At 36.9% G+C, this 22,880-nt stretch carries 29 protein-coding genes; 20 read left to right on the top strand and 9 right to left on the bottom strand.

Going from position 1 to position 22,880, the window contains the following annotated elements:
- Window positions 1–18 precede the first annotated feature (18 nt).
- The 4 genes from FB551_RS16165 (at window position 19) to FB551_RS16150 (ending at window position 3,313) form a co-directional block, all read left to right on the top strand.
- Complete coding sequence (locus tag FB551_RS16165) at window positions 19–1,320, top strand: alpha/beta fold hydrolase (RefSeq protein WP_142018243.1); 1,302 nt, start codon at window positions 19–21, stop codon at window positions 1,318–1,320.
- An 18-nt stretch (window positions 1,321–1,338) separates the two neighbouring features.
- A complete protein-coding gene (locus tag FB551_RS16160) occupies window positions 1,339–1,749 on the top strand; it encodes a hypothetical protein (RefSeq protein WP_142018242.1) in 411 nt (136 codons plus the stop codon).
- Window positions 1,750–1,835: 86 nt separating this feature from the next.
- Window positions 1,836–2,396, top strand: coding sequence for a DUF2306 domain-containing protein (locus FB551_RS16155; protein WP_226798716.1), 561 nt, complete (start codon window positions 1,836–1,838; stop codon window positions 2,394–2,396).
- Window positions 2,393–3,313: a YARHG domain-containing protein gene (locus tag FB551_RS16150; protein ID WP_142018240.1), complete on the top strand. Its 921-nt coding sequence runs from the start codon at window positions 2,393–2,395 to the stop codon at window positions 3,311–3,313. The genes FB551_RS16155 and FB551_RS16150 overlap by 4 nt, the downstream gene beginning before the upstream one ends.
- A 20-nt stretch (window positions 3,314–3,333) precedes the next feature.
- Here the strand turns inward: FB551_RS16150 and FB551_RS16145 are convergent, their stop codons facing one another.
- The 3 genes from FB551_RS16145 to FB551_RS16135 all read right to left on the bottom strand — a co-directional run bounded on the left by FB551_RS16145 (window position 3,334) and on the right by FB551_RS16135 (window position 4,963).
- Window positions 3,334–3,735 carry a ribosomal maturation YjgA family protein gene (locus FB551_RS16145; protein WP_047426643.1) on the bottom strand — a complete coding sequence of 134 codons (402 nt, stop codon included), beginning with the start codon at window positions 3,733–3,735 and terminating at the stop codon, window positions 3,334–3,336.
- Window positions 3,736–3,807: 72 nt separating this feature from the next.
- Entirely contained in the window at window positions 3,808–4,464 is a 657-nt protein-coding gene (locus FB551_RS16140) for a thioredoxin family protein (protein ID WP_142018239.1), read from the bottom strand.
- A gap of 10 nt (window positions 4,465–4,474) precedes the next feature.
- Entirely contained in the window at window positions 4,475–4,963 is a 489-nt protein-coding gene (locus tag FB551_RS16135; protein WP_142018238.1) for a TlpA family protein disulfide reductase, read from the bottom strand.
- 135 nt (window positions 4,964–5,098) lie between these two features.
- On the opposite strand from FB551_RS16135, the gene FB551_RS16130 reads away from it, so the two are divergent.
- From FB551_RS16130 to FB551_RS23325, 5 genes are all read left to right on the top strand, one after another.
- Window positions 5,099–5,950 carry a hypothetical protein gene (locus tag FB551_RS16130; protein WP_142018237.1) on the top strand — a complete coding sequence of 284 codons (852 nt, stop codon included), beginning with the start codon at window positions 5,099–5,101 and terminating at the stop codon, window positions 5,948–5,950.
- Window positions 5,951–6,060: 110 nt separating this feature from the next.
- Complete coding sequence (locus FB551_RS16125) at window positions 6,061–6,222, top strand: bacteriocin-like protein (protein ID WP_142018236.1); 162 nt, start codon at window positions 6,061–6,063, stop codon at window positions 6,220–6,222.
- 38 nt (window positions 6,223–6,260) lie between these two features.
- Window positions 6,261–6,416, top strand: a complete 156-nt coding sequence (locus tag FB551_RS23335) for a hypothetical protein (protein WP_156106405.1) — start codon at window positions 6,261–6,263, stop codon at window positions 6,414–6,416.
- A 158-nt stretch (window positions 6,417–6,574) separates the two neighbouring features.
- A complete protein-coding gene (locus FB551_RS23330; RefSeq protein WP_156121298.1) occupies window positions 6,575–6,742 on the top strand; it encodes a hypothetical protein in 168 nt (55 codons plus the stop codon).
- A gap of 28 nt (window positions 6,743–6,770) precedes the next feature.
- Entirely contained in the window at window positions 6,771–6,929 is a 159-nt protein-coding gene (locus FB551_RS23325; RefSeq protein ID WP_167497881.1) for a hypothetical protein, read from the top strand.
- A 34-nt stretch (window positions 6,930–6,963) separates the two neighbouring features.
- Here FB551_RS23325 and mutS read toward each other — a convergent pair whose 3' ends face one another.
- Complete coding sequence (gene mutS / locus FB551_RS16120) at window positions 6,964–9,555, bottom strand: DNA mismatch repair protein MutS (protein ID WP_142018235.1); 2,592 nt, start codon at window positions 9,553–9,555, stop codon at window positions 6,964–6,966.
- 125 nt (window positions 9,556–9,680) lie between these two features.
- Here mutS and FB551_RS16115 point away from each other — a divergent pair, with 125 nt between their 5' ends.
- On the top strand, window positions 9,681–10,211 hold the full coding sequence (locus FB551_RS16115; RefSeq protein WP_142018234.1) for a GNAT family N-acetyltransferase: 531 nt from the start codon (window positions 9,681–9,683) through the stop codon (window positions 10,209–10,211).
- A 187-nt stretch (window positions 10,212–10,398) separates the two neighbouring features.
- Here the strand turns inward: FB551_RS16115 and FB551_RS16110 are convergent, their stop codons facing one another.
- A complete protein-coding gene (locus tag FB551_RS16110; protein ID WP_047426617.1) occupies window positions 10,399–11,274 on the bottom strand; it encodes a cupin-like domain-containing protein in 876 nt (291 codons plus the stop codon).
- 223 nt (window positions 11,275–11,497) lie between these two features.
- Between FB551_RS16110 and FB551_RS16105 the strand changes: the two genes are divergently transcribed.
- Window positions 11,498–12,376, top strand: coding sequence for a bestrophin family protein (locus FB551_RS16105; protein ID WP_047426614.1), 879 nt, complete (start codon window positions 11,498–11,500; stop codon window positions 12,374–12,376).
- 12 nt (window positions 12,377–12,388) lie between these two features.
- Here FB551_RS16105 and FB551_RS16100 read toward each other — a convergent pair whose 3' ends face one another.
- Window positions 12,389–12,988: a hypothetical protein gene (locus tag FB551_RS16100; RefSeq protein WP_047426611.1), complete on the bottom strand. Its 600-nt coding sequence runs from the start codon at window positions 12,986–12,988 to the stop codon at window positions 12,389–12,391.
- A 55-nt stretch (window positions 12,989–13,043) separates the two neighbouring features.
- Here FB551_RS16100 and FB551_RS16095 point away from each other — a divergent pair, with 55 nt between their 5' ends.
- From FB551_RS16095 to FB551_RS16055, 9 genes are all read left to right on the top strand, one after another.
- Complete coding sequence (locus FB551_RS16095; protein WP_142018232.1) at window positions 13,044–13,664, top strand: toxin-antitoxin system YwqK family antitoxin; 621 nt, start codon at window positions 13,044–13,046, stop codon at window positions 13,662–13,664.
- A gap of 5 nt (window positions 13,665–13,669) precedes the next feature.
- Entirely contained in the window at window positions 13,670–14,200 is a 531-nt protein-coding gene (locus FB551_RS16090; protein WP_047426605.1) for an RNA methyltransferase, read from the top strand.
- A gap of 187 nt (window positions 14,201–14,387) precedes the next feature.
- The gene (locus tag FB551_RS16085; RefSeq protein WP_047426603.1) at window positions 14,388–15,041 is read left to right on the top strand and encodes a CBS domain-containing protein; all 654 of its coding nucleotides are present in this window, start codon (window positions 14,388–14,390) and stop codon (window positions 15,039–15,041) included.
- Window position 15,042: 1 nt separating this feature from the next.
- On the top strand, window positions 15,043–15,909 hold the full coding sequence (locus tag FB551_RS16080; protein WP_047426600.1) for an NAD kinase: 867 nt from the start codon (window positions 15,043–15,045) through the stop codon (window positions 15,907–15,909).
- A 70-nt stretch (window positions 15,910–15,979) separates the two neighbouring features.
- The gene (gene fbaA, locus FB551_RS16075; RefSeq protein ID WP_047422087.1) at window positions 15,980–17,050 is read left to right on the top strand and encodes a class II fructose-bisphosphate aldolase; all 1,071 of its coding nucleotides are present in this window, start codon (window positions 15,980–15,982) and stop codon (window positions 17,048–17,050) included.
- Window positions 17,051–17,139: 89 nt separating this feature from the next.
- Window positions 17,140–17,994 carry an acetyl-CoA carboxylase, carboxyltransferase subunit beta gene (accD, locus tag FB551_RS16070; protein WP_047426596.1) on the top strand — a complete coding sequence of 285 codons (855 nt, stop codon included), beginning with the start codon at window positions 17,140–17,142 and terminating at the stop codon, window positions 17,992–17,994.
- A gap of 54 nt (window positions 17,995–18,048) precedes the next feature.
- Complete coding sequence (locus tag FB551_RS16065; RefSeq protein WP_142018231.1) at window positions 18,049–18,558, top strand: DUF6973 domain-containing protein; 510 nt, start codon at window positions 18,049–18,051, stop codon at window positions 18,556–18,558.
- Between the two features lie 298 nt (window positions 18,559–18,856).
- Window positions 18,857–20,260, top strand: coding sequence for a nucleoside recognition domain-containing protein (locus tag FB551_RS16060; RefSeq protein ID WP_142018230.1), 1,404 nt, complete (start codon window positions 18,857–18,859; stop codon window positions 20,258–20,260).
- Window positions 20,261–20,328: 68 nt separating this feature from the next.
- On the top strand, window positions 20,329–20,721 hold the full coding sequence (locus tag FB551_RS16055) for a hypothetical protein (protein ID WP_047426589.1): 393 nt from the start codon (window positions 20,329–20,331) through the stop codon (window positions 20,719–20,721).
- A gap of 15 nt (window positions 20,722–20,736) precedes the next feature.
- Here FB551_RS16055 and FB551_RS16050 read toward each other — a convergent pair whose 3' ends face one another.
- The 3 genes from FB551_RS16050 to FB551_RS16040 are packed head-to-tail and all read right to left on the bottom strand — an operon-like array spanning window position 20,737 to window position 22,772.
- Entirely contained in the window at window positions 20,737–21,621 is an 885-nt protein-coding gene (locus FB551_RS16050) for a ferric siderophore ABC transporter substrate-binding protein (protein ID WP_142018229.1), read from the bottom strand.
- Window positions 21,622–21,656: 35 nt separating this feature from the next.
- Entirely contained in the window at window positions 21,657–22,055 is a 399-nt protein-coding gene (locus FB551_RS16045; protein WP_142018228.1) for an ExbD/TolR family protein, read from the bottom strand.
- Window positions 22,056–22,067: 12 nt separating this feature from the next.
- Complete coding sequence (locus tag FB551_RS16040; RefSeq protein ID WP_047426580.1) at window positions 22,068–22,772, bottom strand: MotA/TolQ/ExbB proton channel family protein; 705 nt, start codon at window positions 22,770–22,772, stop codon at window positions 22,068–22,070.
- Between the last annotated feature and the right edge of the window lie 108 nt (window positions 22,773–22,880).

The following is a 22,880-nucleotide window of genomic DNA, read 5'->3' as shown; positions in this document are numbered from 1 at the left end:
TTAATAAAAACTAAATACATGAAAAAAAAATTCGGTTTCTTACTTCTACTCTTGTTCTGTTTAGGATATGGCCAGGAAAAAACAATTGTCTCTGACTGGACTTCATTCACGCAAGCTGTCAATATAGAGAATAAACCTAACTGGAACTTCCGTATAACGGCAAAAATCAGAAAAGACAATGAGGATAATGGTTCCAATTGTGGGTTATGGTGCAGAATAAATAATAAAGATGAGTCTACTAGTTTCTTTGAAAATCAATATTATGGAATCCAGGTAACCCATGAATGGAAAACCTACGAAATAAAAGGAAGCATCAATCCATCTGCAAAGACCATGAATATTGGAGCTTTTGCACAAAGCAACGGGGATTTTTATTTTGACGATTTTAAGTTGGAAGTCAATGATGGAAAGTCAAAAAAATGGACTGAAATTCCTTTGGAAAACTCAGGTTTTGAAAAAGAGATAGCACCTTCGAACGGTTGGTTTGAAGGAATCCGTTCTCAGAAAATAAAGCACGTAAAACATTTTACAATTGAAACTTCAGATTATAAACCATTCGGTGGCAGAAAATCTTTGTTGATCAAAGGTCGTGGTATTATCGGAGCAATGCCGGAGGGAAAATTTATGGATGTTAATGGCATCAAATTATACTATGAAGTCTATGGAGAAGGTGAGCCGGTTCTTATGCTTCATGGCAATGGCCAATCCATCAGTGCCTTTATGAACCAAAAAGATACATTTGCCAAAAAACATAAAGTGATCATTGTCGATTGCCGTGAACGGGGAAGATCTACGTATGACAAAACGAAAGAACTTACTTTTGATATTCAGACAGAGGATCTTAAGCAGTTTTTAGAGAAGCTGAACATCAAAAAGACAAAAATTCTTGGCTGGAGTGACGGAGGAATTCTCGCACTGTCTATGGCAATGAAATATCCGGAGATGGTAGACAAAATAGCATGCTCAGGAGCCAATATTTTTCCGGAAGGAGTCAAAGATAATGATTTAAAATCCATGAAAGAAATGCTCGTGAACCTTATTAAAGAGAATAAGGACCATAAAAATGATATCTTTATTGATCTTCTGAATCTGGATTTGAAGTATCCCCAATGGAAGTATGAAGACCTGAATAAAATTCAGTGCCCTTCATTGATCATTGCTGGTGATAATGATCTTATAAAAACAGAACATACGGTAAAAATCGCAGAATATATCCCAAAAGGACAATTAGCTATCATCCCAAATGCAAGTCATTATGTTCCAGAAGAAAAACCTGAATTATTCAATGAATTAGTCATTGATTTCTTTGAAAATAAATAATCTGAATACAAATAAACCATGAAAAAAATAGTAACCTTCGCGTTGTGCCTTGGATTTGGGCTCGCTTTCTCACAAACGCAGGAAACCAAAACACCACCCACAGGAGATCATTCCAGAGATAAGTTTATTCCTGAACAAAGTAAGCAGGCAGAATATCCAGGGGGGCTTTCAGCATTTATGCGGGAGGTATCTCAAAAAATAAATACGAACCGAATAAAAGGAGCCAAAGGAAGAACAAGTTCACAAGCAAGGTTTTCTGTCAATGCTAAAGGTTATATTGAAACGATTATCGTAACCGGAGACAATGAATCCCTTAATCATGAAGTAGAAAGAGTGATGAAATCTATGAAAACCCAATGGAAACCCGGAGAATATAAGGGGAATACCGTAATGATTTGGTTTAATCTTCCTTTCATTATTAATTTCTAATAATTAAAATGCTATCAGTCAAAATAAATACTGCAGTTCTCTTTAAAATCCTTTTAGTTCTTGGATTTGCATATTTCTTTTGGCTAATGCTGAAGATTACATTAGAATATATTCCTTTTAATCCTGAGGTGAGCTTTCTGATGATCAAACAGACAGAAGTATCAGCAAGACCTGAATACCTTCCCGTTTTCTATACTCATGTCTATACAGCTATTTTTGTACTTCTTTCGGGTTTTCTTGCCTTGCTCAGAAAGGATTTTGGATTCAAAAATTTCCACAGGAATATGGGAAAAATGTATATTTTTCTCATTCTAATTTTTGCCGCGCCTTCAGGGATTTATATGGGGATATTTGCCAATGGAGGTATTTTATCGAAGATTTCCTTTGTTATTTTAGGCTTTTTATGGTGGTTTTCAACGTTGAAAGCCTATCAGCTGGCGAGACAGAAAAAGTTTAAAGAACACAAGCAGTGGATGTGGCGGAGTTTTGCTTTTACATTATCTGCTATTACCTTGAGAATGTGGAAGGTAATTATTGTATATTTATTTCATCCCAACCCAATGGACGTCTATCAGATCATTGCATGGCTGGGTTGGATTCCCAACATCCTTATTATTGAATATTTAATCACAAAAAAACATCTATGAAAATTGTAAATTACACACTGATTTCCCTGCTTACAGTTGCTCTGTTAAGCTGCAAAAAAGAAGGAAAGACTACCGAATCAGGAAAAGATTCTCTGACCGCAAAGAAGGATTCTGCGGTAGTCCCTGAAGTTCACCAGGAATATTACGGAATTTATACCGGCGAATTTGCCGGAATGGAAAAGGTAGTTGATCAGACAGACGGCTCAGAATATGATGTCAGCAACTATAAAAGAATTTCTTTAAAGATCAACAGAATCACCAAAGACAGCGTTTACGGACAAAGTATCGTTAATGGAAATCAGCGTCCGTTCCGAGGTGTTTTTAATGAATCTACGGCATCTTTCGTATTGGATGAACCCGGCAATGATAAAACAGATGGAAGGTTTGAAGTAAACTTAAAAGGAGACAGCTTAACCGGAAAGTGGAATGCTTTCGATAAAGCAAGCGTTAAAGCCCCATCAAAAACACTTAAACTGACTAAAAAAGAGTTCGTTTACAATCCCAATTTCATGCTGGATAAGGATTCTGACCTCGTAGACTGGTCAAACCCTAAAGAATTTACTGAAAAATATACCGATGAAGAAACGGGAAAAACAGAAAGCTATAAAACCTCTAAAAACCGTATCGCTTCTGAAGCGATCTTCAAACTAAATGCATCCAAGCAGAAGCTGACGGAAAAAGATCTTAAAAACTTAAGAAAACTGGACCTTGAGATCATCAAAAACTCAGTATTTGCAAGACATGGTTATTCTTTTAAAAAAGAAACCTACCGAAACTTCTTTGAGCAAACAGATTGGTATATTCCTGTTTCCAGCAATGTAGATAATGACCTTTCTCCTATGGAAAAGGAAAATGTAGCTTTACTGAACCGATTTACCAAATATGCAGAGGATAAATATGATAGTTTTGGAAGATAAAAAGTATTGATTTGCAGAGACTAAGAATTAGATGCTGAGGTTAGGTTTTCATTCTTCGTTGTTTTTACGATAATATAGAGAATCAAACAGCCTACGGCATAGCAAAGGTTATCAATCCATGAGAAAGAATTTCCAATGACAATATACATCAGGCTTCCTGGACGGAAGCCTAATTTTTCTGCAATATTGAAATATTGTGCAAATTCCACCATCAATGAAAAAATCAGAATTCCAAAAATCAGTTTCTGATCATTTACTTTTATAAAACTCTTTACAAAAGTATAAAGAAGCATGACCACAATAACGTCACCAAGGTAAGCTCTCACAAAGAAAATATCACTGAGTTTGGTGGCGATCAGCACTTCTGCAAGAAAAATAAGGATGGTCAGAAAAAAATATTTCAGGCTGAATTGGAATTTCATTTCAAAATTGGGTTTAAGGCATAAAAAATCGGTATCAAAGAACACCGATTTTATTTTATACAGGCAAATATATTATTTCTTTACTTTGATTGTACATCCAATGGCTACCGTTTTAGTCATTTTTACCGGTTCTCCTTTGATCAGAGCATTTACCGCATCCTGTGCATAATATTCCGACACATCATTCGGGTTATCATAATTATTGTCGATCGCACCAATATATTTTACGATATTCTTTCCATTTTCTTTTTTCAGCACAAAAACATGAGGCGTTTTTGTGGCGCCATACTGCGGATAAATTTTCTGTCCGTCATCTACCAGATAAGGAAAAGTGAATCCTTTCTGTTTTGCTCTTTCAATCATCTGCTGATAGCCGTCTTCCGGCTGTACATTAGGATCGTTAGGGTTAATGGCAATTACCGGATACCCCTGAGCTTTGTATTTTTTATCCAACTCAATAATCCTGTCTTCGTATTTCTTTGCGTAAGGACAATGGTTGCAGGTAAATATAACAATGAATCCTTTCGCGCTTTTAAAATCACTCAGGGAAACCATTTTCCCATCGATATTTTTAAGTTTAAAATCCACAGCTTCATCTCCTACTTCATAGCCTTTTACAACGGGAACATTCTCCTTCTGATTGGTATTTTTATCCTGGTCTTTTGCTGTAAAGCTTAATAATCCCAGCCCAACGATCAAGGCGGTCATTATAATTTTAAAGTTTTTCATACTCAATTATTTATTGCAGGTTTTCTTTAATTTCTTTTTCCAGATCTTCTTTGCTCATTTCACCGTCATTGAAATGAATTTTTGACCCGTTTTTGTAGAACAATGTTACCGGAATATTTCCATCCCAATCTTTTTCAAATCTTGGAATCCAGGTATTCATTCTTTTAATATCATGCAACAGAAGGACCTCTGCAGTCAGATTTTTATTTTTAATGAATTTCAATACCCTTTCTTGATCCGCCAGTCTGTCCAACGAGACCAGAATCATCTTATACTTCTCATTATCTGCATATTTATTATTTACTTCCATAAAATGAGGAAGTTCTTTTACGCATGGGGCACAGGTTGTGGACCAGAAGTTGACCACAAGCAATTTATCTTTTTCCTGCTGAATTCTCTTCTCCAGATCTTCATATTTTACTACAGAAACTTCCGTCTGCTGGGCTTTAAAAACCGTACAGAATAAAAACAGGGTTGATATTTTTATTATGTTTTTCATTATTAAAATATAAACAACTACAATACAACAATATACAAAAATAAAATTCATCTAATCACTAAATCTCTTACAAACAAACTATTTATTTGTCCATTGATTTATTTTTTTGATATTTTTGCAACTTAAATCAAAACCATGAAAAAATCTTATTTACTTCTGCCAATTTTCTTTTTGGCATCATGCACAAGCAGTAGCGATGATGATACTTCGTCTAACAACAGTGGAAATACGAATACTAATAATAACAGCCCGGTTCTAGTAACAAAAATGGTTTCTGACGGAGAGACCTCAACCTATACTTACAGTGGCTCTAAAATTTCCCAGATTAAAAATATCACCAATGGTGAAATTACCCTCTTCAGTTATTCCGGAGATCTCATTACTCAACAGATAACTACCGGTTTAAGCAAAAGTTATAAAACGACATATAGTTACGATGGAAGCAGCAGATTAAGCAAAAAAATATATAGTGAGACTTCCCTGTCTTCCGGAACGACTTCTACAGTGGAAACCAATTATAACTATCTTTCCAGTAATAGTGTGAAAATCACTTATACTGCAAGCTTTACCGGATCCTCAGCCATAAGAACAGGCAGCAAAACAGCAACATTAAATGCTGACGGCTCACTTAACAGCTGGACAGAAACCGCATCAGTACCCAATAATGCAGGTGGTTTTCATAGTGCTACAGGTACTTTACAGCCTATCGTGTATGATACCAAGAATATTCCTTTTAAAAATATAACAGGGTTTTTAAAAATTATTGATAGCGAAGACGAAAACGGATCTATACACAATATCGAAAGCTACAACCATGTCCTTAATTATAACGATGGAGCTGGAAGCGGCGAATGGGGAATCTTTAAATCCACCTACGAATACAATAACAGTGGATACCCTACCAAAAGTGTCAAAACGTATTATAATAAGACAGGAACGGGGATAACGAATAGTGAATTGATTACTTATGAGTACAATCATTTATAATAAAGAGAGCCGCTAAGGCTCTTTTTTTTGCATATATGTTAATTTTTTCACAAGTAATAGAATTATATAGATGATTTTTATATATTTGGGTTAAATCAAACTAAAATATCATGAAAAAATTAAAAAATCAGAAAAAACTGAGTAAAAAGGCATTAAAAAATATCACGGGAGGAAATGGACCTGGAATATGCTGGGAAGGCCTTTGCAGGGTAAGAGGAACAGATGATGAATATACCATAGGACCTTTAGACAGCACCGGATTTTGCTGCTAATCAAATACACTTAAAACAATAACCAAAACCAAATCATCATGAAAAAATCAAACATTCAAAAAAGAAAACTGACGAAAAGTGAGTTAAAGGAAATCACAGGAAGCGGCAGAGTATGCTGGGACGGATTCTGCCGTAGAGGCGAATTTGAAGAATGGCAGCTTGGTGCTGGTGATAAAAATGGCTATTGCTGTTAGTATCCCATAAACTTTGTTAGATAAATAAGGATTGAGGCTACCCTCAATCTTTTTTTATAAAATAGATTCTCCTCCTAAAAAAGTTAACAATTTGACTCACAATATTTTGAACATAATAAAATATCTTGTAAATTAGCTTTTACCAAATTAAAATTATTATGAAAAATTCAAAAAATCAGAAAAGAAAATTGAGTAAAATGGAGCTGAAAGAGATCAGCGGTGGTGCAAACAGACCAGTATGCCCAAGAGTAATAAGCTGTACAGATCCTCATACGGGTGAAGACCGATATGGAGTTCCGGGTATGCAGGATGGATTTTGTTGTTAATCAAGTTTGTAACACTTAAACAAGGAATATGAAAAATTCAAACCTGAAAACAAGAAAACTCAACAAAGCTGAACTCAAGGAAATTAACGGAGGGGCAGCTGCCTGCGCTGAAGGACTATGCAAACTAAGAGGAGTCAGTCACTTCCTTATTATCGGTCCTAGAGGTAATGACGGCTACTGCTGCTAAACAGACTTTTAACATTATTAAAAAAATGATTGGATTACCCTCCAATCATTTTTTTTATCGCATTCAGCTTCATTAAAGCTTCAATAGGTGTTAAAGTATTGATATCTATTTTTGTCAGTTCTTCCCGGATATTCTCCAGAACAGGATCATCAAGCTGGAAGAAAGAAAGCTGCATATTTTCTTCTGTCACCCTTTTAATACTCTCAGAGGTACTTCCTGTTTCTTGTGTTCTGCTAGCTTCAAGAGTTTTAAGTATTTCATTGGCTCTGTTCACTACTTTGGCAGGCATTCCGGCCAGTTTTGCCACATGAATACCAAAACTGTGTTCACTTCCCCCCGGAATCAGTTTTCTCAGGAAAATGATATTTCCTTTGTTTTCCTGAATAGAAACATGGAAATTTTTCACTCTTTCGAAATTAACGGTCATTTCATTCAGCTCATGATAGTGCGTTGCAAATAGCGTTTTAGCCTGTGTAGGATGCTGATGAAGATATTCAGCAATAGCCCATGCAATAGAAACACCATCATAAGTGGAGGTTCCACGGCCGATTTCATCCAGTAAAATCAGGCTTCGCTCGGAAATATTATTCAGAATATTGGCCGCCTCGTTCATTTCTACCATGAAAGTAGATTCTCCGGCAGAAATATTGTCGGTAGCTCCTACCCTTGTAAATATTTTATCAAGCATTCCGATTTCTGCATGTTTTGCAGGCACAAAACTTCCAATCTGGGCCAAAAGACATACAATGGCCGTTTGACGCAGAATTGCCGATTTACCGGCCATATTGGGTCCAGTTACCATGATAATCTGCTGGGAATCTTTATCCAGAAAGATATCATTCGGGATATATTTTTCTCCCAGTGGAAGAGCATTTTCAATAATCGGGTGTCTGGCTTCTTTTAAATCAATGGCATAGCCGTCATTCAAAACAGGTTTTGTATAACTCTCAGATACAGCCAGTTCGGATAGTCCTGCAGCCACATCAAGCTGGGCAATGATATTGGAATTTCCTTGAATCTGATCAATATAAACCATTGTTTCCCCACATACATTTCTATATAATGAAGTTTCCAGAACGCCTATTTTTTCTTCGGCACCCAGGATCTGGTTTTCGTATTCTTTCAGCTCTTCGGTAATGTATCTTTCAGCATTTACCAGGGTCTGTTTTCTTACCCAGTCATCCGGAACTTTATCTTTATGGGTATTTCGAACCTCTATATAATATCCGAAAACGTTGTTAAAATCAATTTTAAGGCTGGTAATTCCAGTTCTTTCAATCTCTCTCTGGCACATTTCATCCAGGAAACCACGTCCTTTGCTCTGAAGATTTCTTAATCTGTCCAGTTCTTCGGAAACGCCTTCTTTAATGATATTCCCTTTCGCAATACTTACCGGCAGTTCTTCATTAAGGTGATTTTGCAAATATGTAATCAGTTCATCCAGATCAAATAAAGGCTCTAACCACGACAGCACATCGGCATGAGGATGTAATAAAGCTTTGATTTTATGAATATTAATTAAACTTTGACGCAAATACCCCAGTTCTTTAGGTGAAATTTTCTCTGCAGCCAGTTTTCCCATCAATCTGTCAAGATCAGAAATCGATTTCAAAAGCTGGCAGATTTCGTATTTCAGCGCATCATTTTCGTTTAAGAAGTCAATCAGAGAGAGTCTTCTCATAATCTCATCCACAGATTTTAAAGGAAGAATGATTCTTCTTCTCAGTAATCTTCCACCCATTGGAGTAGACGTTTTATCAATGATATCCAGCAGAGATTTTCCCTGAGGATTACTTGGATAAACAATTTCCAGGTTTCTCAGGGTAAAATTATCCATCATCAGATAATCTTCCTGTGGAATAATCTGCAGTTTTGTAATATGGGCAAGCAGATTATGATGAGTATCTTCTACCAGATAGGCAAAAATAGCACCTGCAGCTGTAATGGCCAGCGGAAGGCTTTCCACTCCAAAACCTTTTAAAGAATTGGTTTTAAAGTGATTGGTTAATTTTTCGTAGGCAAAATTATATTGGAAAGCCCAGTCTTCAAGCTTAAAGGCATTTTTATTTTTGATCTGTTCCGGAATCTGAGTACTTCTCTGGAAAATAATCTCACTCGGATCAAAGGTATTGATAATGTGCAAAAGCTTTTCCAGGTTTCCTTCACTTACCAGAAACTCTCCTGTGGAGATGTCTACTAAGGCAATTCCGTACTTCTCTTTTTCTTTATGCAATGAAAGAAGGAAGTTATTTTTTTTGGAATTTAAAACCTGATCATTAAAGGTAACTCCTGGAGTAACCAACTCAGTAACACCACGTTTCACAATTCCCTTCACCATTTTCGGATCTTCCAGCTGATCACAGATAGCCACCCTCATTCCTGCTCTTACCAGTTTGGGAAGATAAGAATCTATTGAGTGATGTGGGAATCCTGCAAGCTCTACACTGCCTTCTCCATTGTTTCTTTTGGTAAGGACAATACCCAGAATCTGGGATGTTCTCACGGCATCCTGCCCAAAAGTTTCATAAAAATCCCCTACTCTGAAAAGTAAAAGCGCATCCGGGTATTTACCCTTGATGGTATTGTACTGAGTCATTAGTGGAGTTTCCTTCTTCGTTTTTGCCATAGTAAAAAATGAGCCCCAAATTTAGAAAAATAAATTCAGGGTAAGAGAATTGTTTGCGGGTTAATCTTCTATGTTTTTCTTTATCAGTAATTAATCGTATTTTCACCCATCAAATCACATTATTCATGGAATTTCCTGTTTTAGAGACTGAAAGACTTATTTTGCGCCAGCTTACTTTTAATGATACCCAAGACTTATTTGAATACTTTTCTCTGGATGAAGTTATGGAATATTATGACCTTGCTCCCTTCAAGACGGAAGATGACTCCCGTCGCATCATCCAGCATTTTAACAGTGAATTCGAAAAAGGGAAAGGCTTCAGATGGGCTCTGGAACTGAAATCCGACGGAAAAGTCATCGGAACCTGTGGTTATCACAACTGGTACAGGGAACATTTCAGGGCAGAGGTCGGCTATGAGCTCAATCCAAAATTCTGGCAGCAGTCTTATATGAAAGAAGCTATTCTTCCTATTTTAACCTATGGATTTGAAACCATGAGACTTCACCGCGTAGATGCATTCATTGACCCTTCCAATATTTCATCCGAAAGGCTGTTGACTTCTTTAAATTTCAGCAAAGAAGGAACGTTGAAAGATTATTTTTTTGAAAAGGGAAAATTCGTAGACGCAACGATATTTGGGCTTATTAATAAATAAATTGATCTAAATCTAACGCTAAGAAGCAAAGAAAATTGATATTATGCTTCTGATTTTCGTTCGCAAGGGCATTTTATTTAGCAATTGAAGTGCTTCCCTCGCTGAGTGAAACGCCCTTGCGAACCTTTATTAGCAGCTATCCCTAAACATTGCGCTCAATGCGTTAAAATTATCAAATGTATAATGTTTATTTTTTTGAAAGGTGCTTTTCCAAAGCCTCTGAACTTTTCTTATAGGCCCATTTCTGCTTGTAATTCACCCATTTTGCTTTGAAAAGTTTTCGCATCAGTTTATCCGTATACCTCATGATGAAAACATGATACAGCATATTGGCAAATACATTCGGCTTATTCGGAAGCGCTCTTAATGAAAGTGAAAAACCGGGCTCCAGATATCTGTTGAAGTGCCAGAAAGCTCCCGGAATAAAGAGAGCATCACCATGCTCCATAAAAATTTCGTATCCTTTGGCATATTTCAATGCCGGGAACTTTTCGTAATCCGGATTTTCATAATCGACCTCGTAAACGGTATGAACGGACAAAGGAACTTTATACAAAAACGGAGACTGCTTCTGGTCAAACAGCAGAATTCTTTTCTTTCCTTCAAAATGAACATGCATAAAATCACCCAGATCCACATCATAATGCATTAAAACATGGGCTTCACTTCCTCCAAAGAATAAAGTCGGCAGTCTTTTGAAGAACTTTATTCCCAGATCAGGATAGGTGAAGTTTTTAAGAAGCTCGGGAAGCCTGTCTGTGATGATATAAAAAAAGATTCGCAAATCTGAAGGTCTGCTTTTGATGGTGTCAATATAGTCCTTCATTTTCATATGGGTAACCGGCGCGTCAGAACTTTTTGCCGCATCTGCAGGTTTGTTATCATACAACGGAACCTCCTGATCTCCCGCCTTCTCTTTGATATAGGCAAGATTCCATTTGTCAAAAGCGTCCCATCGACTGGCAAAATTCTTAATCAAAAGAGGTTTCTGCTTTTTAAAATAGTTTTTCTGAAAATCTTCTTTACTGATATCATCTACAATATCTACGTTTTCGAGGATCATGTACTTTGTATTTAATGCGAAATAAAAATAGTGTTTTTTTGAAATCTGAGAAAATTAAGATTAAAAAGGCTGGAAGCTGGAAGATAGATGCAGGAAGTTAATATTTGTCTGCAAACCTACTACTTCTTTGGCTCCCATAACCTCCCTCTTCCGGCTTCAGACTTCCTTACCTCATTAGCAAAGCTCAGATGAAAAATTTATATTTGTGGTAATAAGAGCGTTTATGAGAGTCTACAACACCAAACATTTCCTTAAAATCCTGTTCAGTTTACACAAAAGTGACACCTTAAAAATTCTTTTTCCAAGTATGATTCTTGTAGGATTATACTCATGGGGAATTCAATACCTGGAAGTTGAGTATCTGCACCTTACCACAAAATCAGGAGTGAGCAATGTGGGTATGATTCATTCTCTGCTGGGTTTTGTGCTTTCACTTTTGCTGGTTTTCAGAACGAATACTGCGTATGACCGTTGGTGGGAAGGACGAAAACTTTGGGGAAAACTGGTCAATGACACGAGAAACTTTGCAATAAAAATCAATACGATTCTTGGAGACAACCGTCAGGATGCTGAGCAAATAGCAAGGTATTTAAAATACTTTCCACACTTTTTAGCTAAACATCTTTCTAAGGAATCTACCAGGCTGGCTCTGGATGAAGATTATTCTGAAATAGAAAGCTCTTTAAAAAACCATGGCCCAAGTGAAATAGTTATTCTGCTTAGCCATAAACTGAATCAATTAAAAAAAGAAGGAAAAATTTCTGAAGTTGAAATGCTGTACTTAGACACCCAGCTTTCAGGATTTCTGGATGTATGTGGAGGTTGTGAAAGAATTAAAAATACACCGATCCCTTACTCCTACTCTTCTTTCATCAAGAAGTTTATTATTCTGTATGTCTTTGCACTTCCGATAGCATACGTTATTACGATCGGCCTTTTTATGATTCCGCTTACCGTTTTCGTTTATTATGTTTTGATGAGTCTTGAACTTATTGCAGAAGAAATTGAAGATCCGTTCAATAATGATGAAAACGATATTCCTATGGAAACCTTAGCGCAGAACATTGAGAAAAATGTACAGCAGATTATGATCAGAAAATAAAAAATCAAGCTTCTAAAGCTTGATTTCTTTAAGTTCGCCGTCTTGTTTTATCTCTACAAATTTGCTTTCCCTGTTGGCAGCAGAATATCCGTAGAAAAACGTACTGTATATAGGAGTAGAATAGAGATAAGCTCCATAGCCGTTATAAGCATCCGAAGTTCCTGTCTGCTTCTGATAACTTGCCGTTGCAGTAAAATTGACAATAGTTTCAAGATAATATTTACCCGGTTTCAGTTTTTCAAATTTAAACCTCCCGTGATCATCAGTTAAAGCTTCCACTCTGTATTTAAAAGCTTCTTCAGACATATATACTGTTGTTTTTTTATTTTCATATTTCTTTCTCATATTATAAAACTCCTCAAAATAAGGTGTTACAGGAAAAAGCATGACAACAGTTCCTTTGGGTGCATAATGTTTTTCTCCAAGCAATGGTTTGATGCCCCAGTTGTTTTTTTGTTTGGTAGAAGCCTGCCCTTCAATGGTAGAGTTTCCGAATCCAAGCATATCCCTTGCCAGTTTTTTATCAAAAAAAGCTTGGGGATAATAGGTGTTTTGTGCTTCCAGAGATATAAATCCCCATATTAATATAAATAAGGTGAATAATTTTTTCATAGTATATTTTTGAGTCAAATATAAGTATTTTACTATTTTTGAAATAAAAATAGCTATGAAGTACATGTTTCTATTGTTTTTTTCCACTTCTGTTATGATTGCAGCACAGAAACCTTGTGGATATAAGGACGGGCTGCAGGAAGGCTCCTGCAGAGAATTTTATGACAATGGCCAGGTGAAAAATATAGTAGAATGGAAAAAAGGGAAACTGGATGGTGATGCTGTTTTTTATTATGATAACGGAAAAGTGCAGTCGAAAGGAGAATATAAAAAAGGATACAAAGTAAAAGAATGGTCCTATTTTGATAAGAATGGAGTTCTCACTTCCAAAGAAGCTTTCAGAAATGGAGAAAAGAATATTTATGACAATAGTCTTACCGCAACATTCTATTCTCCGGCAGGTAAAATAACTGAAATTTCCAATTATAAATTCAATAAATTACAGGGAGAAAGCAAAACCTTCCATGAAGATGGAAAATCATTGAAAGATATTGGTCAGTATGATAACGGGCTTGCTACCGGGAAATGGAAAGTATTTTATCCATCAGGAAAATTACAGCGTGAAACTGAGCTTGCCAACGATAAAAGAAACGGCAACAGAGTGCATTACCGTGAAGACGGAAGCATAGAAAAAACAGAGGTCTATAAAGACGGAAAATTAATCTCAACAAAATAATACAATTGGTACAGAAACTAAAACTGGAAGAACTAAACAGAATAGATGTAGAAACATTTAAGAAGGTTGAAAAAATTCCGTTGGTCATCATTTTAGATAATATCAGAAGTATGCACAATGTAGGTGCAGCCTTCAGAACGGCAGATGCCTTTTTAATTGAAAAAATAATCCTTTGTGGAATTACACCACAGCCACCTCACCGTGAGATTCATAAAGCGGCATTGGGAGCAACAGAAAGTGTAGACTGGTCTCATGAAACAGAAACCAACGCTGCTATTGCAGATTTGAAAAGCAAAGGATACGAAATCATCGGAATTGAGCAGACTACAGGAAGCCAGCTTATCACAGATTTTACGATTGACAGATCAAAAAAGTACGCCTTGATTTTAGGAAACGAGGTAGAAGGAATCAGTGATGAAGTACTTCCCAATATTGATGTATTTTTAGAAATTCCACAGCTTGGAACCAAGCATTCTCTTAATGTAAGTGTGTGCGCCGGAATTGTGATGTGGGAATTTGCAAAAGCATTAAAATAAAAAAACTGCATATGTCCTTAGTAGACAGTGCAGTTTGAAATAAATCTAATAAAAAGTAAAAATGAAAGGCGACAAAGGTACTTTATTTTTTTTTACAAACAAATTTTGACGGCATTTTTTTTGTTTCATCTTAAAAAAAGTCGGGTTTTCAGAAAAAGTTTCGTTTAATTTTTTATAAATTAGCACAATGTTTATCAAGGACTATATCTCAAAAGACTTTCCATGTTTTAGCCTGTCTGACTCCATAGAGTCGGCCAGAAACATATTGGAGGATTTCGGATATTCTCATGTTTTCATCAAAAAATCCCACCACTTCTACGGAGCTATTGCAATGGACTTTCTGTATGAAGAAGATGGAGGAACACTGAAGGATCTGGAACACCAGATTGAGCGGTTTGCGATTCTGGAGGATAACAACGTTATGGACAGCATCCGTCTGTTTTATACTTTCAGCTCCAATGTGATTCCTGTGATTAATAAAAATGAAAAATATCTGGGGTACATTACCTGTGAAGATGTTTTTCAGGACCTTTCCCGTTATCCTTTATTTTCAGAAACAGGAGCTATTCTTACCGTAGAAACTCCGGCCAGAAAATATTCAATGACGGAAATTACCAATATTGTAGAAAGCAACAATTCTAAGTTTTACGGAGGGTTTATAAGCTTTATGTCTGAGGAGGTAGTTCAGGTCACCATAAAAATCAGTAATGAAAACCTGGCCTCGATAGACGCTACATTTGACCGGTACGATTACAGAATTGTTGAAAAATACTATTCTGATGAGAAATCCGACCTGTTTAAAGACCGTTATGGTTTTTTACAAAAATTCATAGAAATATAACATGAAGGCAGCCATATATTCTCAGAAAAAAGATCTTGATACTTTTTTATATTTAAGCAAGTTTATCTCTGAACTTGAAGCAAGAGGTGTAAAATCTGTTCTGTATGATGAAATGGCTGAAGCACTTCAGTTTTCAAAAATATTCGAAACTTTCAACTCTAAACAGGACCTTCTGGACAAAGAAGTGGATCTTTTCTTCACTTTCGGTGGAGACGGAACGATTGTAAACTCTTTAACCTTTATAGAGGATCTTGAAATTCCGGTGGTAGGAGTCAATACAGGAAGGCTTGGATTTTTAGCCTTTTTCACAAAAGAAGAAGCCTTTAAAGAATTGGATTCTATCTTAAAAGGAGATGTAAAAACAAGCCGCCGTTCAGTAATTGAGGTTGTTTCACCCAAACTGGAAGGAGCTTTTCCTTATGCATTAAACGACGTTACTGTTTCCCGAAAAGAAACAACATCGATGATTACAGTAGATTCTTTTATCAATGATGAGTTTCTGAATGTATTCTGGGGTGACGGTGTGATCATTTCAACACCAACAGGTTCTACTGCTTACTCTCTGAGCTGTGGTGGGCCAATCATTTCTCCCAACAATGAAAATTTTGTCATTACGCCTATCGCTCCCCACAATCTGAATGTGAGACCTTTAGTAGTAAACGATAAAGTAGAAATAAAACTCAGGGTGGAAAGCCGTGTACCACAATACTCTCTTTCCCTAGACTCCCGACTGATCCATATAGAAACCGATAAGGAAATCATCATTAAAAAGGCAAAATTCCAGCTTCTTCTGGTACAGCCCAACGGTTTGAGTTTCTATGAAACCATCCGCCAGAAGCTCCTTTGGGGCAGAGATAAAAGAAACTAGTAATTTCTTAAAAATGATTACCTTTACACGAAATTAAAACACCTAATAAATTTATAATAAAAAGTAAAACATGAGCAGAATTTTTCCGGCAGGAGTTGCCACAGGTCAGTTAGTTACTGATATCTTTCAGTATGCTAAAGAAAACAAGTTTGCATTACCTGCAGTAAACGTAATTGGATCAAGCAACGTAAACGCTGTGATGGAAACTGCAGCGAAATTGAACTCTCCTGTAATTATTCAGTTTTCAAATGGTGGAGCTGCATTCAACGCAGGAAAGGGATTAAACAATGACGGACAAAAGGCTGCCATCTTAGGATCTATTGCTGGTGCCAAACATATCCACACGCTTGCAGAAGCTTACGGAGCAACTGTAATTCTACACACAGACCACTGTGCAAAGAAATTACTTCCTTGGATTGACGGATTGATGGATGCTAATGAAGATTTCTTTAAGCAGACAGGAAAATCTCTTTACTCTTCTCACATGTTAGACCTTTCTGAAGAATCTTTGGAGGAAAACCTTGAGATTTCAGCTCAGTATTTCGAAAGAATGGCTAAGCTTCAGATGACTCTTGAAGTAGAAATCGGGGTAACAGGAGGTGAAGAAGATGGTGTAGATAACTCAGACGTTGATAACTCCAAATTATATACTCAACCAGAAGATATAGCTTATACTTATGAAAAACTAAAAGCTATTTCTGACAACTTTACCATTGCTGCTGCTTTCGGTAACGTACACGGAGTTTACAAGCCAGGAAACGTAGTTCTTACACCGAAAATTCTTGACAATTCTCAGAAATATGTTCAGGAGAAATTCGGAACGGCTGCTAAACCTATCAACTTTGTATTCCATGGAGGTTCAGGATCTACTTTAGAGGAGATCAGAGAAGCTATCGACTATGGGGTAATCAAAATGAATATTGATACTGACCTTCAGTTTGCTTACACAGAAGGCGTTAGAGATTATATGGTAAACAATATTGATTATTTAAGAGCTCAAATCGGAAACCCTGAAGGAGAAGAAAAACCTAACAAGAAATTCTACGACCCTAGAGTATGGGTAAGAAAAGGTGAGGAAACATTCTCTACAAGATTGGTGAAAGCATTTGAAGATTTAAATAACGTAAATACTTTAAAATAAGAACTGTACATTTGTATCAATGTAAAAAGTATTCATAAAAATATATTTACATTGGTACATTTTACATTTATACATTAATACAAACAAAAATGGCATTCGACTGGTTTAAAAGAAAAGCAAAAAACATTACCACTTCTACTGATGAGAAAAAAGACGTTCCCAAAGGTCTTTGGCATCAGACTCCATCCGGAAAAGTAGTGGAACATGATGAACTAAAGAGAAATAACTATGTTTCTCCTGAAGATGGATTCCATGTAAGAATAGGAAGTGCAGAATTTTTTGACATCCTTTTTGACGGTGGTAAATTTACCGAACTGGATGCTAATGTTGAAAGTATTGATATCTTAAACTTCAAAGATACAAAGCCTTACAAAGACCGTTTGAAAGAAGTAAAAGCTAAAACAAAGCTTACAGACTCTATCAGAAACGCGGTAGGAACTGTAAAGGGAACTGAAATGGTAGTTTCTTGTATGGATTTTGCTTTCATCGGTGGATCTTTGGGTTCTGTAATGGGTGAAAAGATCAGACGAGCAATAGATTACTGTATAGCACACAAACTTCCGTATATGATTATCTGTCAGTCCGGAGGAGCAAGAATGCAGGAGGCTACTTACTCTTTGATGCAGCTGGCAAAAGTTCAGGCTAAATTAGCTCAGCTTTCTGAAGCAGGTCTTTTATACATCGCTTACCTTTGTGACCCTACATTCGGAGGAATTACTGCTTCTTTCGCAATGACTGCTGATATCATCATGGCAGAGCCGGGAGCACTGATCGGTTTCGCTGGGCCAAGAGTAATCCGTGAAACAATCGGTAGAGACTTGCCGGAAGGATTCCAGACATCAGAATTCTTACAGGAAAAAGGATTTGTAGATTTCATCGTAAAAAGAACTGAAATTCAGGATACTGTAGCTAAAACAGTAAATTTATTAGCTGTAAAAGCATAGTATCTGTAACAAAAACAATACAATCTCTCTCTAATTAGGGAGAGATTTTTATTTATGAGGACTTTTAAGATATTTTTCAATACCATCAGGAGTATGAGTTTTAAAAAGATTATCCGTCTTTTATCACTTGTCCTTCCCCATCCTCTTTTTGCCCTGATGAGTTTCCATGCTACCGTAAAAGCATTTACCATTGCACAGAAAAAATTTCCTAAGACAGCTTCCACTAATGGAATCGGAAATGCTTTCAGACATGCCCTGTGGTGCTGCTTTATTATGATGTACTGCTGTAAAATTTCTTCTCCTAAAAAAGCACTTGATTTTTGCAAAAGAATCACAGACATGCATGAAGAACTTTTCCCGAATGAGCCGTTGGAAACCAAAATGGATCTCCATAATAACAAAATCGGAATGGATTATTTCATGGAAATTCTTCCGGGAATTCATCGCCAGTTTTTTGAAAAGAGTTTCTTTGTGGATGCATTAGTCAAAAAAATGGATGATGCTAAAGTTTTGAAAAATATGGATGATGATTTTGAAGGACATCTTGTTTATCTGGAAGAGTAATTCTTTTATTTTAAACGCTAATGATCGCAAGGAAAATACATAAGCTTACTGTATATTTTCGTCCGCAAGGGCATTTCATTCAGCTATTTTCCATAATTGAAGTTCTCTTTGCTTAGTGCTAACGCCTTCGCGAACCAAAATATAATTTCATTATATAAAATATTTGCGAACACTGCGTTAAAATAAACTTTAAGAACAGAAGTCATCCTTACTTTTCCTTGACCGGAATAACAAAAGACTTTAGTTATTTTTGTGGTTTAAAGTATTTTTGATAAGTTTAAACAATTAAATCAATCAGATGGTTCTCAGCAGAATTTGGTCGGCTTTCATTATTATTGCCATTGCCATTGCCAGTATAAAATACGTTTCGTCAGGTAACTACAAAACCATTTTCAATGATATGGTGGTGGGAAAAGGAGGTGATACAGTGAAGATTGCATCACAGCCTATGAGCAGCCTCTCTCCTATTGTAAGAGACAGCCTGATGAAAAAGAATGATTTTGCAGACAGCAGAATTCATTATAAAACTGATTCTTTAAAACAAAATGTAAACGTTTATCGTGTTCAGGAAGCTGATGGTGTCATCGGAACCTCTGAAACGGCGGTGAAGATCTGTCTTGGTCTTATCGGAATCATGACCCTGTTTATGGGATTCATGAGTATTGCTGAAAAAGCAGGAGGAATCAACCTTCTAAGCCGTCTGATTCAACCTTTTTTCTCCAAATTATTTCCTGACATTCCTAAAAACCATCCCGCATTCGGGCATATGCTGATGAATTTCAGTGCCAACCTTCTGGGACTGGATAATGCTGCCACTCCTTTTGGGTTAAAAGCGATGGAAAGTCTCCAGACTTTAAATCCCAATAAAGATACCGCCAGCAATTCGCAGATTATGTTTCTGTGTCTTCATGCCGGTGGTATGACTTTGATTCCCGTATCCATTATTGCCATCAGAGCATCAATGGGTTCCAAAACACCTACAGATATTTTTCTACCCTGTATGATTGCCACTTTTGCAGCTACACTGGCTGCGATGATTATTGTTTCCTTGTATCAGAAAATCAATCTTCTTCGCCCTGTAGTCATTGCTTATGTAGGGGGAATTTCAGCTATTATAGCTCTTTTGGTACTGTATCTTGTACAATTAAGTAAAGATGAGCTGGATGATTTCAGTAAAGTACTAAGCAATGGTTTAATTCTTTTTATCTTCCTTGCCATCGTACTTGGGGCTGTTTACAAGAAAATCAACGTTTTTGATGCCTTTATTGAAGGAGCAAAAGAAGGTTTCACCACCTGTGTTAAGATTATCCCTTACCTGGTTGGGATGTTGATTGCTATTTCTTTATTAAGAACTTCCGGTGTTTTTGATGTGATCATTGATGGGATGAAATGGGTTGCTAACGTTGCCAATATGGATCCAAGATTCGTGGACGGACTTCCAACAGCTTTAATCAAGCCTTTATCAGGTTCCGGAGCCAGAGGAATGATGGTGGACACGATGAGTACTTTCGGAGCGGATAGTTTCCAGGGGAAATTGGCAGCCGTACTTCAGGGAAGCTCAGATACGACGTTCTACGTAATTGCAGTATACTTTGGTGCCGTAGCCGTTAAGAATACGAGATACACGGTAATTGCTATGCTTCTGGCCGATTTGGTGGGTGTTATTACTGCCATTGCGTTGGCCTATCTGTTCTTTGCTTAATAAAACAGTTGCTGACTCAACCAGATGCTATTAACTTTAAACATTAAACTCAAAATTTAAAATCCATTATGATTACCGATAAAGAATTCACCCTAAGACTCATCCGTCAATTAACCCAGGCATTGGAAAAACTGATTCTGGACAAACCTGAAGAAAGTTTAATGCAGAAAGAACTGGATTTTGATACTTTGATGAGAGACATCTTCAAGATGAGCTTCACAGAGGTTGCTTCAAAAACCAAGGAAGAAATGATCGCCATGGTCAACGAAAGACAGGAAAGGGATCACAAAGATTATTATGAAATGCTTGGAAATCTTTTCTACTTCAACAGCAGACATGATCAGAATAAAGATTTCCAGGATAAGGCAAAGACATTCTATGAGCTGTATCTTCAGACCAGCGGTATTTTTGCCCTTCCGGTCATCAACAGAATAAATGAATTAAAAAAAGCACTTGAATAAAGTGCTTTTGTATTTTTAGAATGTAATTTTATAAGTTCCGGTAGAAGAAGTTCCGGCTTTCTCAGCCTTCACATATTTCTTAACCCAGGCTACAGATGTAGAGGCTACACAAGGATCTGAAACACCTCCTGCCCTTCTTGCAGACACTACATTTCCCGCTTTATCTACCGTGTAGGCAATGGTAATTGATCCGCTTGCTGTACAGCTGTGAGAGGGCTGTGCGCCTCCTCTTCCCATTGTTCCGGGAATATATCCTACCAGTTTCCTGTCGATTCCCACTTTACTGTCTCCGTTTCCGTCACCTCCTAAAGGATCTCCTGCATTTCCAATTCCTTCACCTGTTCCCTGGCTTCCGGCTTTGGTTCCTCGTCCTTTGATCAGGTTTCCGATGGCAGCATTTCCTTTTCCGTCTCCATTTCCTGTTTTTGAATTGGCAGTGGCAGCTCCGGACTTTTTAGTATTCTTAGAAGCGCTGGTGCTTGTTGCTTCCTTTTTTTCAGCTTTTTTTGATTCCTCTTTTTTAGGAACTGTTGCTTTTGAATTATTTCCTGTGATGACTTTCTCCTTTGTCTCTACTTTCTTCGGTTCGGGTGCTGGTTCTGGTTTTACAATAGTTTTTGTTTCCGGAACCGGTGTTTCTGCAGGTTCTGGTGTTACTTCTTCTGTTGCAGCGGCAAGACTTCCAGGCTGTTCAGCAGGTTCTTCAATCCCCTTTCCATTTCTGTTATCACCAAAATTAACCAGCATAGTAGTAACCACTTCAGGATCTTTATCCAGTTCAGGTTTTAATTTATACAAAAAAACAAAAAGCAAAATAGCAGCCCAGATGAGAATAGAAAGCAGTGCGCTCTTTACTCTATCTTTATTTTCTTCGTTTCTGTTTGCTGTATAGCTTTTCATCTTAAAACGTAATTCTTTCCGGAAATCCGGGTCTTTTATTTATCTTTAACGGTTGCAATGGCAATGTTAAATTTATATTTCTCAGCTATTTCCATCACAAAAACAACATCTTTATGCAATGTGTTTTCATCAGCCCGGATCGTAAATGATTTATTGGGCTGGCTGGCTAATTTATTTACAATAATTTTCTCCAGTTCTCCTCTGTTGGCAGGATTATCATCCACAAAGAATGAACCATCCGGCTTGATGCTTACCGTCACAGGATTGGGAATATTATCGTCAACGGCTCCGGCTTTCGGCAGATTCACATCAATAGCGCTTTGATTGGCAGCTGAAGAGGTGATCATAAAGAAAATCAGCATCAACAGGATAACGTCTGTCATCGCTGCTAAACTGAATTCCGGATTTGCTTTATTTCTTCTTTGAATTTTCATCGTAAGAAAGATTTATAAAGGTTTGTTGATAAGGTCTAAAAATTCTCCAGACATATTCTGAGCTTTCAGGACAAATTTATCAATCCTTGTCAACAGAATATTATAGCAGAAGTTAGCAGGAATTGCTACCGCCAAACCTACCGCCGTCTGTCCTAAAGCAGTATAGATACCTTCTGAAAGGGTTTTCGGAGAGAAAGACCCTGTGGCATGGGAAAGATTAAAGAATGCAATAATCATCCCAATTACCGTACCTAAAAGTCCCAACATGGGTGCTATACTTGGTACTACAGCTAAAAGATTCAGGTTTTTTTCCATATTGGCAACCTCTACCTGTGCCTGCGATTCCATAGCACTTACAATATCAGAAACAGGACGTCCTAATCTTGAAATCCCTTTTTCTAAAATTCTTCCTTCGGGAGAATTCTGAGTTTTGCAATAATCGGCTGCTGCCTCTATTTTTCCGGCCTTGATGAAGTCTTCAATATTGTTCATGAAGTTGGAATCTGTTTTTGATGTAAGCCTTTTGATAAAGAAAAATCTTTCAAAAAACAGATATAGAGAAAACACTCCCAATAGTAATACAGTGACCATCACTATTTTAGCGAAAGCTCCTCCATGGAACATAATTTTCCAGAATGAGAACTCTAAGTTGTCTGCAGCAACTGCAGGAGTAGCGATTTGTGCAAATAAAATCTGAGAAAGTTCCGTTAACAGCATTAAATGTAAATTTTATTAAATTTCAACGACAAATGTAGGAGAATATTATGAATTGAACTCTTAAAAATTGCTTAAAAACAACTTAAAATTTGTTACAATTTTACAAAT

The sequence above is a fragment of the Chryseobacterium aquifrigidense genome (assembly GCF_006716485.1).
GTDB lineage: Bacteria > Bacteroidota > Bacteroidia > Flavobacteriales > Weeksellaceae > Chryseobacterium > Chryseobacterium vietnamense.
Note: the sequence above shows the minus strand (reverse complement) of the source record. Positions and strands in the feature narration are given on the sequence as shown.